Origin of the sequence: Dyella sp. SG562 (assembly GCF_011759495.1) — a bacterium.
Taxonomy (GTDB): domain Bacteria; phylum Pseudomonadota; class Gammaproteobacteria; order Xanthomonadales; family Rhodanobacteraceae; genus Dyella_D; species Dyella_D marensis.
The window spans coordinates 717,126-731,897 of the sequence record NZ_JAAOYS010000002.1; the positions used below are offsets into that span (position 1 = coordinate 717,126).

Consider the following 14,772-nt stretch of genomic DNA (forward strand, 5'->3'; position numbering starts at 1 on the left):
CCGGGCGTTATACAACGGAATGGCTTAGCCGTAGCTTCCGCGCAGGGCCGCAATGGCGTCGATACGGGCCTTTTCCATCGCCGCGCCCACCGCCGGCCCCTGCAGCCCCTTGGCCACGAAGGCGCCGGCGCCGATCGCCGCCGCGGCGGCGCGCGCGGCGCGCAGATACGCGGCCTGCGGGTAATCGCTGTGTTCCAGGCCCAGGCGGCCGCGCTTGTCGGCCTCGCAGGCGGCCAGGAACACCTCCAGCCGTTCCGGGCGGCGCAGCGCGTCCAACGCGCCGAGCACGCGCAGCACGGTGGAGGGCTTGAGCTCGAAGGCGCGATGCGCGTTCAGGTGCTCGCGGCAGACCTGCTCGGCCAGCGCGGCGAATTCGGTGGGCACGCGCAGGCGCGCGCACAGCTGGCGCAGCGGTTCGATGCCGGCCTCCTCGTGGCCGAGATGGCGCGGCAGCACGTCGGCCGGCGTCAGTGCCTTGCCGAGGTCGTGCGTGAGCGCGCAGAAGCCGACCAGCTCGTTGCCCGGCGCGATGCGCGCGGCCATGTCCAGCACCATCTCGATATGGATGCCGGTGTCGACCTCCGGATGGTATTCGGCGCGCTGCGGCACGCCGTACAGCGCATCGATTTCCGGAAACAGCACGGCCAGCGCACCGCTGGCGCGCAGCACCTGCAGGAAGGCCGAGGGGCGCGGTTCGCCCAGCGCGCGGCGCGTTTCCTGCCATACGCGCTCGGGCACCAGATGGTCCACTTCGCCTTCGCGCACCATGCGGCGCATCAGCTCCATGGTTTCCTCGGCCACGGTAAAGCCCAGCGGCGCGAAGCGCGCGGCGAAGCGCGCCACGCGCAGCAGGCGCACCGGGTCTTCGACGAAGGCGGGCGAGACGTGGCGCAGCACGCGCTGCTCGATATCGCGCGCGCCGCCGAACGGATCGACCAGGCCCCCGGCTTCGTCCATGGCGATGGCATTGATGGTGAGGTCGCGCCGCTCCAGGTCCTGCTCCAGCGTCACCGCCGGGTCCGCATGCACGGCGAAGCCGTGATAGCCGCGGCCGGTCTTGCGCTCGGTGCGCGCCAGCGCGTACTCCTCGCCGGTGTCCGGATGCAGGAATACCGGGAAATCCTTGCCCACCGGCTTGTAGCCGAGCGCAAGCAGCTGCTCCGGCGTGGCGCCGACCACCACGTGGTCGTGGTCGCTGACGGGACGCTGCAGCAAGCGATCGCGGACGGCGCCGCCGACTAGATAGATACGCATGGCCGCGATTCTGCCATGCGCGGCGCCGCGGCTCAGCGCATGGCGCGATAGCGGTCCAGCCGCCGCTGGCGCGGCGAACCCCGCAGCAGCACCGGCAGCCAGGGCGTCAGCGGCTCGGCGCGGATGCCCAGCGCGGCGTAGCCGTCCTGCTTGCCCACCGAGTCGGTGCGCAGGGTCAGGAAGTTGTCGTAGGAGAACGGCTTGCCCGGCAGCAGCTCGGCCAGGCGCGCCTGGATCCGGCCCAGCGCATCGGGCAGGGGCAGGATGCGCGTGCGCAGGCCGAGCGTGTCGCGGATGCCATGCACGATCTCGCCCAGGGTCAGCACTTCGGGGCCGTACAGCTCGAACGTGCGGTCGATGCTGAGCCGGTCGTCGGCGATGCAGCGCGCGAAGGCTTCCGCCACGTCGCCCGCATAGGTCGGCGCCAGCCGCGATCCGGCGCGCGCCAGCGGCAGGACGGGCATCAGGCGCAGCAGCGCGGCGAAGCGGGAGACCAGGCCGTCGTTGGCGCCGAACATCACGCTGGACTGGTAGATGGTCCAGTCCAGGCCGGACTGGCGCACCACCGCCTCGGCTTCGCCGCGCGTCTTCAGATAGCGCGACAGGCCCTGGCCGGCCTTCAACGCGCTCATCAGATGCAGGCGTCCGACGCCAGCGGCCTGGCAGGCGCCGGTGACCCGGCGCGCCAGTTCCACATGGATTTCCTGCAGCGAACGGCCGCCGGCCGGATGCAGCGAGCCGATCATATGGATCACCGCATCGGCGCCTTCGAACTGCCGGCGCAGCGCATTGCCGTCGTAGACGTCGGTGCTGTGGATCTCCACACCCGGCACTACCGCCAGCGCGCGGCGCCGCTCGCGGTTGCGCGACAGCAGCACGATGCGGTGCCCGTCCATGGCCAGCCGCGGCACCAGATAGCTGCCGACGAAACCGGTACCGCCGAGAATGACCAGACGCTTGGCGCTCATGACGGAAACCTCACTGCGAAGGACTGTTCGTGGCATCGCCGGCCGGCGGTGCGGGCACCGTGGCGGCCTCCGCCGGCGCCACCGCCGCCGCGGGCGCCGGACAGCTCACCGGGCGGCGCGGCGTGTTGCGGTCGGGCAGCGCATAGGCCTGGCCGATCGCGGTCAGGCGCGACGCCAGCGGTGTGGCGTTGCCATTGAGGCGCCAGTCGTAGATCACCGCGAAGGACATCACGCGCGCCACGTACTCGCGGGTCTCCTTGAACGGCATGCTGGCCACGAACAGGTCCGGCGGCAGCGTGCCGCGCGCGGCCAGCCACTGGTCCAGGCGGGCGGGGCCGGCGTTGTAGGCGGCGCTGGCCAGCCATGGCGCGCCGTTGAAGCGTTCGGCCATCTGCGCGAGATAGCGCGTGCCCAGCACGATATTGGTCACCGGGTCGTACAGCGAATCGGCGCCGGCCCAGTTCAGCCCGTTGCGCCGCGCGACCATCGCCGCGGTATCCGGCAGCAGCTGCATCAGCCCGCGCGCATTCGCGCCGGAGCGCGCATCGGCGGCCCAGGCGCTTTCCGCGCGCAGGATCGCGTAGGCCCAGGACGGATCGATGCCGGCCTCTTCGGCCTGCGGCACCAGCCCGTCCTGGCTGGCCAGCGGAAAGCGCTGCTCGTAGTAGCGCAGCGCCTCGCCCTTGTTGAAGGTGAATACCGCGCGGTCGTACCAGCCGCGGCGATAGGCCAGGTCCACCGCGAGTTTCAGCGTGGCCATGTCGGCGCCGTCCAGCGCCTTGCCCCATTCGCGCCGCGCCTGCCGCGGCAGGCCCACCGCATACAGCTCGAATGCGCGCTGCAGGCCGGCATGGGCGAGCAGGGCCTGTTCGCGCGGCGGATCGGGCGGCAAGGTCAGCGGGCAGATCGAATACGGCACGTCGAGCTTGTCGGCGGCCATGAAGCCGAAGAAGGTCGGTTCTTCCGACAGCGGCGCCAGCAGCTTGCGCGCTTCGCCGTCGCGGCCCAGCGCGGTGAGCGCGCGCGCGCGGAACCAGCGCCATTCGCCGTCCTGTTTCTGTTCGGGCGTCAGCGCGTCGATCGCGCTCAGCGCGGCCTGCCAGTTCTGCTGTTCCAGCGCCACGCGCACGCGCCACTCGCGGGTGGCGTCGGTCTGCGCCTGCGGCGGCAGCGAGGCGAGGCGCTGCAGGGCGTCGTCGTTGAAGTCGGTGGCATGGAACAGCGCGAGCGCGGAAAGAATGCGGCGCTGCTGTTCCTGGGTGAACTTGAAATGGCCGCGCAGCTGTTCCCAGTGGCTGTCGGCGACACTGGACTGCCGCCGCGCCAGCCGTTCCAGCGCCAGCATCGCGGCCTGCCGGCTGCGCGGCGTGTCGGGCCAGGTGCCGGCTTTCGCCGCGGCGCCGCCCGGATCGCGCAGCGCCATGGCGATGCGCTGGCCGGCCTGTGCGTCGTCGCCCGGCAGCCACGCCGCAAGCGCGGCCACGGTGCCCGCCTGGCTGGCGTCGGCGGCGCGGTCGATGCGGTCCCACAGGCGCTGCGCGGTGAGCAGGCCCTGGTCGTGCGCCGCGGCGATCACCGGATCGCAGGCATTGGGCAGATTCGGCTTGTTCCACAGCGTGGCGAGGTCGCGCTGGAAATCCAGCGCGGCGCCCTGCGTGGACGGGCCCGACTGCGCCGACGCGGGCTGCGTCTGCGCCAGCCGCGCCTGCAGCGCGTCGCAGGTCAGCGCATCGCCCAGGCCCGGCTGGTACAGCGACTGGAAGGTGGTCCAGTCCTTGCGGCGCGCCAGCTCGAGCAGATAGTCGCGGCGCAGGTCGCTGGCGGGAATCAGGTCGGGATAGCGCTTGAGGTAAGCGTCGACCGGCGCGCGGTCGAGCTGGCGCAGGTCGTGCGTGAGCGCGGCGGCTTCCAGATACGGATACAGCGGATAGTCCGCGAGGTTTTGCGCCTGCGCGCGCCAGGCATCGCCGCCTTGCTGCGCGGTGGCATAGGCCTGCTTGAAGGCCGCGCGCTGCGCGTCGGTGGGCTCGGCGGCGTGCGCGAAGCCGGCCAGCAGCAGGCCGGCGGCAAGAGCGAGCAGGGAAGGGGCGAGACGCCGCGGCGCTGCGTGAACAGGCATGAAAACTCCTTGTGCGATGGCTTATCTGGACGAAGCAGCCGATCGATTGCGCAGTGTAGGCCGGACGATTCCTAGTCGCGGCCTCGGACCAGCCCGGCAGAATGTCAAAACTCGGCTGAGTCCTACGTTAAAGCGCGTCTTCACACCGTCGAGCAGCGCCATGCCCCTGCTAGACTTGCCCGCTTCCAAGGCGCCATGGCCGGCGCGATTCCACAGGTAGCGCATGTCGTCCACGCCGTCGCTTTCGCCCCGCGCGCGTCTTCTGCTCTGGCTGGTGCTGGCGTTCTGCGCCTTCGCCGGTGCGTTGTGGTGGTGGCTGCTGGGGCGGCCGGTGGCGCTGCCGGATGCACCGTCCGCGCGCATCGCCTGCGTGTCCTACGCGCCGTTCCGCGAACCGGGCGAGACACCGTACGACCTCAAGGCCTTCATCAGCCCCGAACGCATCGACGCGGATCTGCGCGCACTGTCGCAGCGCTTCGACTGCGTGCGCACCTACTCGCAGGGCCAGGGCCTGAGCGCGGTGCCGGAGATCGCCGGGCGCTACGGCATGAAGGTGATCATGGGCATCTGGCTGGGCCGCGATCCGGTCGCCAATGCCAGGCAGGTGGAGCTGGGCATCGCCGAGGCGAAGGCGCATCCGGACGTGCTGCGCGGCGTGGTGGTCGGCAACGAGGTGCTGCTGCGCGGCGAGCAGTCGCCGAAGGCGCTGGCCGAGTATGCGCGGCAGGTGCGCGCGGCGATTCCCACGTCGGTGCCGGTCACCTATGCGGATGTGTGGGAATTCTGGCTGCGCTATCCGGAGATGGCCAAGTCGGTGGACTACCTCACCATCCACATCCTGCCGTACTGGGAAGACGAACCCGTGCCGCCGGAACACGCCGTGCGCCACGTGGCCGAGGTGTATCAGCAGGTGAAGCGGGCCTTTCCCGGCCGCGAGGTGATGATCGGCGAGACCGGCTGGCCCAGCGCCGGCAAGCCGCGCCGCGCGGCGCGCGCCAGCGTGGTGAACGAGGCGCGCTATCTGCGCGAATTCCTCGACTACGCCGGCAGCGTGGCCATGCCCTACAACGTGATCGAAGCCTTCGACCAGCCGTGGAAGCGCGCGCAGGAAGGCACCACCGGCGGCTTCTGGGGCATCTACGACGTGCATGCGCGGCCGAAGTTCGCCATGCAGGGTCCGGTGGTCGAGGAGCCGCGCTGGTGGCTGGGTTGGCTGGCCGGCGGCGCGGGTGCGCTGCTGTTCGTCGTCGCTGGGGCGTTGCGTCGCGAATGGCGCGGCATGGCGGGCTGGGGCGTGCTGCTGCTCGCGGGTTTTGCCACCGGCACCGCGCTGGCGTGGCAGTACCGGCAGATGCTCTATGCCTGCCGCGACCTGCTCGAGTGGGCGCTGTCCTGGGCCGGGTGCGCGGGCGGGCTGGTCACCGCGATCGTGCTGGCGCGCTGGCTTGCCGCGCGTATCGGCGGCGTGGCGTCCACGGTGCTGCCTGGCGGCTGGCTGCGTTTCGCCTGGCTGTTCCTGCTTGCGCTCGAAGGCCTGCTGCTGGTGTTCGACGGCCGCTACCGCGACTTCCCGCTCGGCCTGGCGCTGCTGCCCTGCGTGGGCTACGGCCTGGCCGGCTGGCTCGGCGGCTGGACGCAGACCGCCGGCCTGCGCGTGGAAGAACGCTGCCTCGCCATCCTGGTGCCGCTGCTCGCGGCCGCGGTGGTGGCGCAGGACATCGGCCTCAATCCGGTGACCTGGCTATGGCTGGGCCTGAACCTGGCGATCGCCGTTCCCGTCCTCATCGGCTGGCGCCGCATCGGCCTGCAAGCGAATCAGCCGTAGGCAGCCCACCAGCAGCGCGAACGCGCCCGCCTCGAAGCAATACAGCTGCAATGCCAGCACACCGCCAGCGGCGGCCAGCCACGCGCTGGCCGGGTGCTTCCAGACCAGGGCCAAGGCGGCGAAGGCCAGCGCGGCCCAGCCGTAGCCATAGCTGAGAAAGCCCAGCACCAGCATCTGCCGCCCCTGGCACCAGGCCGGCGCGGTGGCGGCGGCTTCGCACAGGTGGCCGATCGCGGCCGGTTCGATCAGGCCGTAGCGGATCCACGCCGCGAGCGCGGCGATCAGGGCCAGCAGCAGCCAGGGCAGGGACAGGCGCAGGAAGTTCATCGGCGGAGTTTGTGAGGTCGCGGCGCGACATGCTGGGGGAGGCGGATTTCCGCCGCAACCGGCAAATGATCCGAAAACGCCTGCGGCAGCGCCCACAGCTTCTCCAGCCGCAGCGCCTCGGAAGTGAGGATATGGTCCAGCGCCTTGCGCGGCCGCCAGCTGGGAAAGGTAGGTGTGGCCTGCGCCGGCGGCACCAGGCTGCACTTGGCGAACAGGTGGCGCATCTCGGTGCTGTTGGCGTCGGTGTTGAGGTCGCCCATCAGCACCGCGTGCGGGAATTCCTGCAGCACCTCGGCGATAAAGCCCAGCTGCTTCGCGCGTGCCGTGGCGCTCAGCGAGAGATGGGCGATCATCACCGCCAGCGCGTCCTGGCCCTCGCCGAAGCGCGCCAGCAGCGCGCCGCGGCCGGGGATGCGGCTGGGCAGCTGGTAATCGAGCACGCTGTGCGGTTCCAGCCGGCTGATCAGGCCGTTGGCGGTATGCGCCAGCCGCGCCATCGGGCGGTTCGGCTGGTGGCTCCAGAACGGCATGCCGGAGGTCTCGGCCAGGTAGCGTGTCTGGTTGAGGAAGCCCGAGCGCAGGCTGCCGGCATCGGCTTCCTGCAGGCCGATGACGTCAAACTGCGGCAGCACCTCGGCCAGGCGGTCGAGGTTGTCCAGCTTGCTGCGGCCGGGCAGCACGGCGTTGAGGCTGCGCGTGAAGTATTCGCTGTAGCGCTGCACGCTGGCGCCCGCCAGGATATTGCAGCTCAGCAGCCGGAGGCGGCGTTCGGCGGGGGCGGGCGCGGCGGCAGTCATCGTGACGAGATGGGGACGGTGGCTCGGAAAAACCCGGCAAGCATGACCGCCCGGACGTGAACGCGGAGCCGCCGGGCGGCTCCGCGCGGCAGGCGCATCACTTGGCGCCGGACAGCTCGCGCTGGGCCAGCCACTGGGCCAGGGCCGAGAGCTGGTCCAGCGTCTTCACTTCGTTGCTGCGGTACTTGCCGTCGACCACGATGGTCGGCGTGCCGTCCACGCCCCACTTCTGGATCAGCTCCAGATCCTTCTTGATCTGCTGGGTCACCTCGGGCGAGGTGGCGATGGCCAGGAACTTGGCGCGGTCCACGCCCTGGGTGGCGTAGTAGTCGGCCAGCTCGTCCAGGGTGGAGATCGGATAGTGCTGGTCGAACTTCTTGGCGAACAGGTCCAGGTGGGTCTTGTCGGCCACGCCGAGCTTCTCGGCCGCGTAGTAGGCGCGGGCGTACGGCAGCCAGGCGTCGCTGAAGGCGGCCGGCAGCAGCTTGAACTTCACGCCCGGCGGCAGCTGCTTGCGCAGTTCCTCGGCCTTCGGCGCGAAATGCGCGCAGTGGACGCAGCCGTAGGAGAACACCTCGACCACTTCCACCTTGCCGTCGGCGCTGTAGCGCTGGGCGGGGGCGGCCAGGGCGACGTATTCCTTGCCTTCCGTATACGGCGCGGCGGCATTGGAATTGGACGCCGTGCAGGCGCTGGTCAGGACCAGGCCGGCCAGCAGGGCGGCGACGCGCAGACGGGCAATACGCTTGAACATGGGGTCTCTCCGCGAAACCGGCGGCCGTGGCCGCCGTGACGAATCGTGATGGCGGGCTGTTGTACCCGACCTTTGTAGCGCGCTTCTGTGACGGGTCTTACCTGGCCGGCGCTTACTTGCCCGCCGCTTCCTTGGCCACCAGCCACTTGGCGAGATCGATCGACTGGTCGTAGCCGCCGGCGCTCTGCGCGGTGAAGCGGTACTTGCCGTCGATCACCATGGTCGGCGTGGATTCGACGCCGTAGGTGCGCACGAGTTCATCGGCGCGCTTGATCTTGGTGTTGATGCTGAAGGAGTTGGCCACCGCGACGAATTCCTTCGGATCGGCGCCGAACTTGGCGTAGACCTTGGCGGCGTCGTCGATGGTCGGCAGGTCGCTGCTGGGGCGCAGGCCGGTGCCGGCGGCGTTGGAGGAAGTGAGCTCCCGGGTATCCCACACGGCTTTGAAGATCGCCTCGTGCGCCTTCGCGGCCACGCCCAGCGCCTCGGCGGCGTAGTAGGCGCGCTGGAACATCGGGAAGTTCTCCGCCGGATTGAACGACACCGGCAGGTAGGACACCTGCGTGCCGGCCGGCAGTTCCTGCACCAGCTTCTCCATGGTCGGACGGAACTGGTTGCAGGCAGGGCAGCCGTAGGAGAACACCTCGGTCACTTCGATCTTGTCGGTGTTGCTGACCTTCGGCTGCGCCGGCTCGATGCGGAAGTAGTTCTTGCCTTCCACCCACTTGCCGTCGTCGACGAAGGTCTGGGCCGCGCCTGCAGGTACCGGTGCCGCGGCCGGGGCGGGCGTCTCGGCCTTGGCGCTGTCGCCGGCGGTGCTGGCGGCGGCCGGGGCGGCTGCGGTGGCGGCAGGCGCCGGCTGCTGCGCGGGCGCGCTGGCGGCCGGGGCGGGCGCGGCCGTGGAAGCCGGTGCGGCGGGCTGCTGGGCGGCGGTGCCGTTGTCGCTGCCCTGGCTGCAGGCGGCGATCGCCAGCATCGAAACGAACAGGAACGGCAGGCGCTTGCGCATGGGAAAACCTCGGATAACGGGGAGGGGAGACAAGAACGCCGGCCAGTGGCCGGCGTCGTCGATCGGATCGATCAGGGCGTGGCGGGCTTGGCCGCCGCGCTTTCCGTGGCGTGCAGGCCTTCGACGTAGCTGGCCACCGCGGCGATGTCCTTCTCGTCGAGCTTCTGCGCAATGCTCGGCATGATCCTGGCGTGCGCGTCGTCGCCCCAGCTGGTGCCGTCGTGCATGGCCTTCAGCGTGGCCTGGATGTACTGCGCGTGCTGGCTCGTGAGCTGCGGATACATGGCGCCCGGATTGCCGCGGCCGTCGATGCTGTGGCAGGCCATGCAGGCCGGCACGCCCTTGGCGGCGTCGCCCTGGCGGTACAGCTGCTCGCCGCGCTCGACCAGGGCCTGGTCGGCCACGCCCGGCAGGGCGCTCTTGCCGGCGAAGTAGGCGCCGATGTCGTGCATGTCCTGCTCGGACAGCGGCGCGGCCATGCCCATCATGATCGGGTTCTGGCGCTTGCCGGACTTGAAGTTGGTCAGCTGCTGGACGATGTACTGCTCGCTCTGCCCGGCCAGCTTGGGGTACTGCGCGTCGCTGGAGTTGCCGTCCATGCCGTGGCAGGCGCCGCAGGCGGCGGCCTTGCCCTGGCCGGCGGCGGCGTCGCCGAGCTTCACGCCGCTGTGGGCGGCTTCGGCGGCGGCGGGCTTCTCGGCGGCGGCAGGCGCGGCGGCGGAGGCCGCGGCCGCCGGCTTGGCCGACGAGGCGGCGGCGGGCTTGGCGTCCTGTGCCGCAGCGATGCTGGCGGACAGCGCAAAGACCAGGGCTACGGCACAACCGAGTACAGCGGGCCGGGAACCAGCGGGCCGAAAACTCATACACTTGTCTCCAGAAGAACTGCTATGGCTGCACGGCGCGCATGGAATCGCACCCGTAACTGGCAGAAACCTTGGAATTATCCCTGCCCCACCGGGGTCGGTCAAACCATCAGAATCATCAAGTACATGGCCCCCAATCCGCTTCAGGGCGCCCGCTTCGTGCTGGCTGCTCACCGTATCGACCAACTTCCCATGGACAACGGCGCCGAGGTCGCGTTCGCCGGCCGCTCCAACGCCGGCAAGTCCAGCGCGCTCAACAAGCTCACCGGCCATCACGGCCTGGCGCGCACCTCCAAGACGCCGGGCCGCACCCAGCAGATGGTGGCGTTCGCGCTGCCGCCGCTGGCGCAGGGCGAGGGCGCCGCGCCGCTGGACGCGCGCCTGATCGACCTGCCCGGCTACGGCTACGCCAAGGTGCCCGAGCCGCTGCGCGAGCACTGGAAGCGCGAGATCGACGCCTACCTGCACCGCCGTCAGAGCCTGCGCGGGGTGGTGCTGATCGTGGACATCCGCCATCCGCTGAAGGAATTCGACCGGATGATGCTGGCCTTCTGCCAGGACACCGCGCTGCCCTGCCACGTGCTGCTGACCAAGGCCGACAAGCTCTCGCGCAACCAGGCCGCGCAGGCGCTGGCGGCGATGCGCAAGCAGTTCGAGGCTGAAGGGCTGCAGGCCGCCACGGCGCAGGTGTTTTCTTCCTCGGAAGGCACCGGCGTGGACGAGGGGCGGGCCGCGGTGATGGAACTGCTGCAGCGCGAGCGCAACAACCCGCCCGGCGCGTAGGCGCTCAGCGCGCGGCGCTGTCCACCGCTTCCATGAAGACCGCGCACAGCGCCTCCATGCCGGCGCGGTCTTCGTCGTCGAAGCGCGCGACCAGGGGGCTGTCCACGTCCCATACGCCGAGCAGGCTGCCGTCCTTGCGCACCAGCGGCACCACGATCTCGGAGTTCGACGCCGCATCGCAGGCGATATGCCCGGCGAATGCGTGCACGTCGCGCACCAGCTGCGTCTCGCGCGTCTGCGCCGCGGTGCCGCAGACGCCGCGGCCGATGGCGATGCGGATGCAGGCCGGCTTGCCCTGGAACGGACCGACCACCAGCTCGTTGCCGTCGTACAGATAGAAGCCGGCCCAGTTGAAGTCCGGCAGGCTGTGGAACACCAGAGCCGAGAAATTCGCCGCGTTGGCGATCAGATCCGGCTCGCCGGCGAGCATGCCGCGCATCTGTTCGCACAGGTCCGCATAGTGTTCCCGCTTGCTGGCGTAGGTGGCGGTGGCGACTTCGAACATGGCGGCGGATCCGGCGGCAAAGTCCGTATTATGCGCCCACTTCCCACAGGAACGCCGCATGAGCCTGCCCGCCGTATTCGTCGCCGGCACCGATACCGGCATCGGCAAGACCCACGCCGCCTGCGCGCTGCTGCATGCGCTGCGCGAAGCGGGCGAATCGGCCTGCGGCATGAAGCCGGTGGCGAGCGGCTGCGTGGACACGCCGGACGGCCGCCGCAACGAAGACGCCCTCGCCCTGCTCGCCGCGGGCAGCGTGCCGCTGCCGTACGAGCTGGTGAATCCCGTCGCGCTGCGCGAACCGCTGTCGCCGCACCTGGCCGCCGCGCACGAAGGCGTCACCATCTCGCTGCCGCCGCTGCGCGAAGCCTTCGACGCCTTGCAGGCCAGCCACGACCGCGTGGTGGTGGAAGGCGTCGGCGGCTGGCTGGTGCCGCTGGCGCCGGGCCTGTTCGCCTCGGATATCGCCAAGGCCTGGCAGCTGCCGGTGATCCTGGTGGTGGGCCTGCGCCTGGGTTGCCTCAGCCATGCGCTGCTGACCGCGCGCGCGGTGGTGGCCGATGGCTGCCGGCTGGTGGGCTGGATCGCCAACCGCATCGATCCGGCCATGGATGCGGCGGAGGAAAACCTCGCCACGCTGCGCACCCTGCTGCATGCACCCTGCCTGGGCGTGCTGCCGCACGGCGAAGTGGAACCGGCGCTCGCCGCGCGCCACTTGAACGTGAAGTCGATCATTGCTTGACGCACGCTGGGACATGCTTGCCCGCAGGTCCCGCACAAGGAGTTCCGCATGGCCAGCCGCAGCCACTTCTATCTCTCCATCGACGACCTGGGCCGCGCCCGCGGGCCCGAGCCCAGCCTGAGCTACCAAGGCGCCGGCCCCAACGACTTCGCTGCGGCGCTGCAGCAGGCACTGCGCGAACCGGGCCTGTTCGAGCGCTGGCGCGCGATGCAGGAAGAACCGGACGAAGTCGATCCCGCCCTGGGCAAGACCGACCCGTCGGCGCAAGTAAATGCGCAGGTCGCCGACCTGCATACGGAAGTGGATCTGATCACCGACCTGCCGATGAGCATCGTGCGGCATCGTCTGAATCTGCTGATCGGTCCGAGCTGGAAGCTGCGCGACATGCGCGCGGCGTAACGCCCTGGCGCGCCGCGGCGCCGCGGCGCGCTGACTTCCGGCCCTTGGACGCGTGCGCCGGCTGTGGTTACAGTCGGTTTTTTCATGCACCAAGGAAATTCCATGCCGCCTCTCCGCGCCCTGGCGATCGCCACCTCGCTCGCCCTCGCCGCCTGCTCGCAGCCGTCCAACGATGCGGCCAAAACCGCCGATCATCCGGCCGCCGCCGCGTCGGCGCCGGCTGCCGCCGAGGCGCCGTCGGCCAATCCGTTCTTCGCCGCCAGCACGCTGCCGTTCGGCGCGCCGCCGTTCGACAAGATCAAGGAGAGCGACTACCAGCCGGCGATCGAAGAGGGCATGAAGCAGCACCTCGCCGAGATCGAGCAGATCGCCAACAATCCGGAAGCGCCCACGTTCGACAACACCTACGTGGCGATGGAAAAGGCCGGCGCGCTGCTCACCCGCGTCAACCACGCCTTCGACGCCGTCACCGGCGCCAACACCAGCGACGCGCTGCAGAAGGTGCAGGAAGACGAAGCGCCCAAGCTCGCCGCGCACCAGGACGCGATCTACCTCAACGACAAGCTGTTCAAGCGCGTCGAAGCGGTGTACCAGCAGCGCGAGTCGCTGAAGCTCGATGACGAGTCGCAGCGCCTGGTCGAGGTGGTCTACAAGAACTTCGTGCACCACGGCGCCAAGCTGTCCGAGGCGGACAAGGCCAAGCTGAAGGAACTCAATAAAGAAGAGTCCACCCTCAGCACCCAGTTCACCAACAAGCTGCTCGCCGCCACCAAGGCCGGCGCGCTGGTGGTGGACGACAAGGCCAAGCTGGCCGGTCTTTCCGACGGCGACATCGCCGCCGCGGCGCAGGACGCCAAGGAACGCAAGCTGGATGGCAAGTGGGTGCTGCCGCTGCAGAACACCACGCAGCAGCCGCAGCTGCAGAGCCTGAGCGACCGCGCCACGCGCGAGGCGCTGTTCAAGGCCTCGTGGGACCGCGCCGAGCACGGCGACGACAACGACACCCGCGGCCAGATCGAGCGCATCGCCCAAGTGCGCGCCGAGCAGGCCAGGCTGCTGGGCTTCCCGAACTACGCCGCGTGGCAGCTGGAAGACCAGATGGCCAAGACGCCGGATGCGGCGCTGAGCTTCATGCACAACCTGGTGCAGCCGGCCACCGCGCGCGCGCAATCGGAAGCCAAGGACATCCAGGCGGTGATCGACCAGCAGAAGGGCGGCTTCAAGCTCGAAGCCTGGGACTGGAGCCGCTACGCCGAGCAGGTGCGCAAGGCCAGGTACGACCTGGACGAGAGCCAGATCAAGCCGTACTTCGAGCTGGACAACGTGCTGCAGAACGGCGTGTTCTACGCCGCCAACCAGCTCTACGGCCTGAGCTTCAAGGAGCGCAAGGACATCCCGGTCTACCAGCCGGACGTGCGCGTGTTCGAAGTGTTCGACAAGGACGGCACCTCGATGGCGCTGTTCTATTGCGACTACTTCAAGCGCGACAACAAGAACGGCGGCGCCTGGATGAGCAACTTCGTCGATCAGTCCAAATTGCTGGGCGCCAAGCCGGTGGTCTACAACGTCGCCAACTTCACCAAGCCCGCGCCGGGCCAGCCGGCCCTGCTGTCGTTCGACGACGTCACCACCATGTTCCACGAGTTCGGCCACGCGCTGCACGGCATGTTCGCCGACTCGCAGTACCCCACTCTCTCCGGCGCCAACACCGCGCGCGACTTCGTCGAATTCCCCTCGCAGTTCAACGAGCACTGGGGCACCGATCCGAAGATCTTCGCCCACTACGCCAAGCACTATCAGACCGGCGAGCCGATGCCGCAGGCGCTGGTGGACAAGATCAAGAAGGCCGGCAGCTTCAACAAGGGCTACGACATGACCGAGCTGGTCGCCGCCGCCTTGCTCGACATGAACTGGCACAGCCTGGGCGCCGACGCGCCGAAGCAGGACGCCGACAAGTTCGAGGCCGAGGCGCTGAAGAAGGACAAGATCGACCTCAGCTACGTGCCGCCGCGCTACCGCTCCAGCTATTTCCAGCACATCTGGGGCAACGGCTACGCTGCCGGCTACTACGCCTACCTGTGGACGCAGATGCTGGCGGACGACGGCTTCGAATGGTTCAAGGAGCACGGCGGCCTGACCCGCGAGAACGGCGACCGCTTCCGCGCCATGATCCTGTCGCGCGGCAACACGGTGGAGCTGGGCAAGCTGTATCGCGACTGGCGCGGCAAGGACCCCAGCGTAGAGCCGATGCTGATCGACCGCGGATTGAAGGCGGAGCCGGCGGCGAAGAAGTAATCCCGGTGTCGTGGCTTATCGGTGCACCAGATGGCGCACCGATAAGCCGGACGGCGTCCTGCCGGAAAGACGGGGCGCGCAGTGCAGCAATGGTTGTACGGAAAGGAAACGTTTTTCGCATTCACTTAAGGAGAA

Annotated in this window: 14 protein-coding genes; 5 read left to right on the forward strand and 9 right to left on the reverse strand. The window is 69.5% G+C overall.

What is annotated here, in order from left to right; genetic code table 11:
* Window positions 1-24: 24 nt before the first annotated feature.
* Genes FHW84_RS06660 through FHW84_RS06670 form a run of 3 tightly spaced genes read right to left on the reverse strand, consistent with a single transcriptional unit; the run spans window position 25 to window position 4,341 of the window.
* Window positions 25-1,254 carry a multifunctional CCA addition/repair protein gene (locus FHW84_RS06660; protein WP_167253618.1) on the reverse strand — a complete coding sequence of 410 codons (1,230 nt, stop codon included), beginning with the start codon at window positions 1,252-1,254 and terminating at the stop codon, window positions 25-27.
* Between the two features lie 32 nt (window positions 1,255-1,286).
* Window positions 1,287-2,222 carry a complex I NDUFA9 subunit family protein gene (locus FHW84_RS06665; RefSeq protein WP_167253620.1) on the reverse strand — a complete coding sequence of 312 codons (936 nt, stop codon included), beginning with the start codon at window positions 2,220-2,222 and terminating at the stop codon, window positions 1,287-1,289.
* Between the two features lie 10 nt (window positions 2,223-2,232).
* Complete coding sequence (locus tag FHW84_RS06670; protein WP_167253622.1) at window positions 2,233-4,341, reverse strand: transglycosylase SLT domain-containing protein; 2,109 nt, start codon at window positions 4,339-4,341, stop codon at window positions 2,233-2,235.
* Window positions 4,342-4,564: 223 nt separating this feature from the next.
* Between FHW84_RS06670 and FHW84_RS06675 the strand changes: the two genes are divergently transcribed.
* The gene (locus FHW84_RS06675; protein WP_167253624.1) at window positions 4,565-6,166 is read left to right on the forward strand and encodes a glycoside hydrolase family 17; all 1,602 of its coding nucleotides are present in this window, start codon (window positions 4,565-4,567) and stop codon (window positions 6,164-6,166) included.
* Here FHW84_RS06675 and FHW84_RS06680 read toward each other — a convergent pair.
* From FHW84_RS06680 to FHW84_RS06700, 5 genes are all read right to left on the reverse strand, one after another.
* On the reverse strand, window positions 6,083-6,493 hold the full coding sequence (locus FHW84_RS06680; RefSeq protein ID WP_167253626.1) for a hypothetical protein: 411 nt from the start codon (window positions 6,491-6,493) through the stop codon (window positions 6,083-6,085). The genes FHW84_RS06675 and FHW84_RS06680 overlap by 84 nt on opposite strands.
* Complete coding sequence (locus FHW84_RS06685) at window positions 6,490-7,290, reverse strand: endonuclease/exonuclease/phosphatase family protein (protein ID WP_167253628.1); 801 nt, start codon at window positions 7,288-7,290, stop codon at window positions 6,490-6,492. Before FHW84_RS06685 ends, FHW84_RS06680 begins: the two co-directional genes overlap by 4 nt.
* Window positions 7,291-7,387: 97 nt before the next feature.
* Complete coding sequence (locus tag FHW84_RS06690) at window positions 7,388-8,044, reverse strand: thiol:disulfide interchange protein DsbA/DsbL (RefSeq protein WP_167253630.1); 657 nt, start codon at window positions 8,042-8,044, stop codon at window positions 7,388-7,390.
* Window positions 8,045-8,156: 112 nt separating this feature from the next.
* Window positions 8,157-9,053 carry a thiol:disulfide interchange protein DsbA/DsbL gene (locus tag FHW84_RS06695; protein ID WP_167253632.1) on the reverse strand — a complete coding sequence of 299 codons (897 nt, stop codon included), beginning with the start codon at window positions 9,051-9,053 and terminating at the stop codon, window positions 8,157-8,159.
* A 71-nt stretch (window positions 9,054-9,124) separates the two neighbouring features.
* Window positions 9,125-9,916 (reverse strand): c-type cytochrome, encoded by a 792-nt coding sequence (locus tag FHW84_RS06700; protein ID WP_167253634.1) that lies wholly within the window; start codon window positions 9,914-9,916, stop codon window positions 9,125-9,127.
* Window positions 9,917-10,042: 126 nt separating this feature from the next.
* Here FHW84_RS06700 and yihA point away from each other — a divergent pair, with 126 nt between their 5' ends.
* Window positions 10,043-10,699, forward strand: coding sequence for a ribosome biogenesis GTP-binding protein YihA/YsxC (gene yihA, locus FHW84_RS06705; protein WP_167253636.1), 657 nt, complete (start codon window positions 10,043-10,045; stop codon window positions 10,697-10,699).
* A gap of 4 nt (window positions 10,700-10,703) precedes the next feature.
* On the opposite strand, the gene FHW84_RS06710 is transcribed toward yihA, so the two are convergent.
* Window positions 10,704-11,204, reverse strand: coding sequence for a GAF domain-containing protein (locus FHW84_RS06710; RefSeq protein WP_167253638.1), 501 nt, complete (start codon window positions 11,202-11,204; stop codon window positions 10,704-10,706).
* A gap of 58 nt (window positions 11,205-11,262) precedes the next feature.
* Here FHW84_RS06710 and bioD point away from each other — a divergent pair, with 58 nt between their 5' ends.
* The 3 genes from bioD to dcp all read left to right on the forward strand — a co-directional run bounded on the left by bioD (window position 11,263) and on the right by dcp (window position 14,637).
* Complete coding sequence (gene bioD / locus FHW84_RS06715) at window positions 11,263-11,943, forward strand: dethiobiotin synthase (RefSeq protein ID WP_167253640.1); 681 nt, start codon at window positions 11,263-11,265, stop codon at window positions 11,941-11,943.
* A 48-nt stretch (window positions 11,944-11,991) separates the two neighbouring features.
* A complete protein-coding gene (locus FHW84_RS06720; RefSeq protein ID WP_167253642.1) occupies window positions 11,992-12,342 on the forward strand; it encodes a hypothetical protein in 351 nt (116 codons plus the stop codon).
* Between the two features lie 102 nt (window positions 12,343-12,444).
* Window positions 12,445-14,637 (forward strand): peptidyl-dipeptidase Dcp, encoded by a 2,193-nt coding sequence (dcp, locus tag FHW84_RS06725; protein ID WP_167253644.1) that lies wholly within the window; start codon window positions 12,445-12,447, stop codon window positions 14,635-14,637.
* Window positions 14,638-14,772 lie beyond the last annotated feature (135 nt).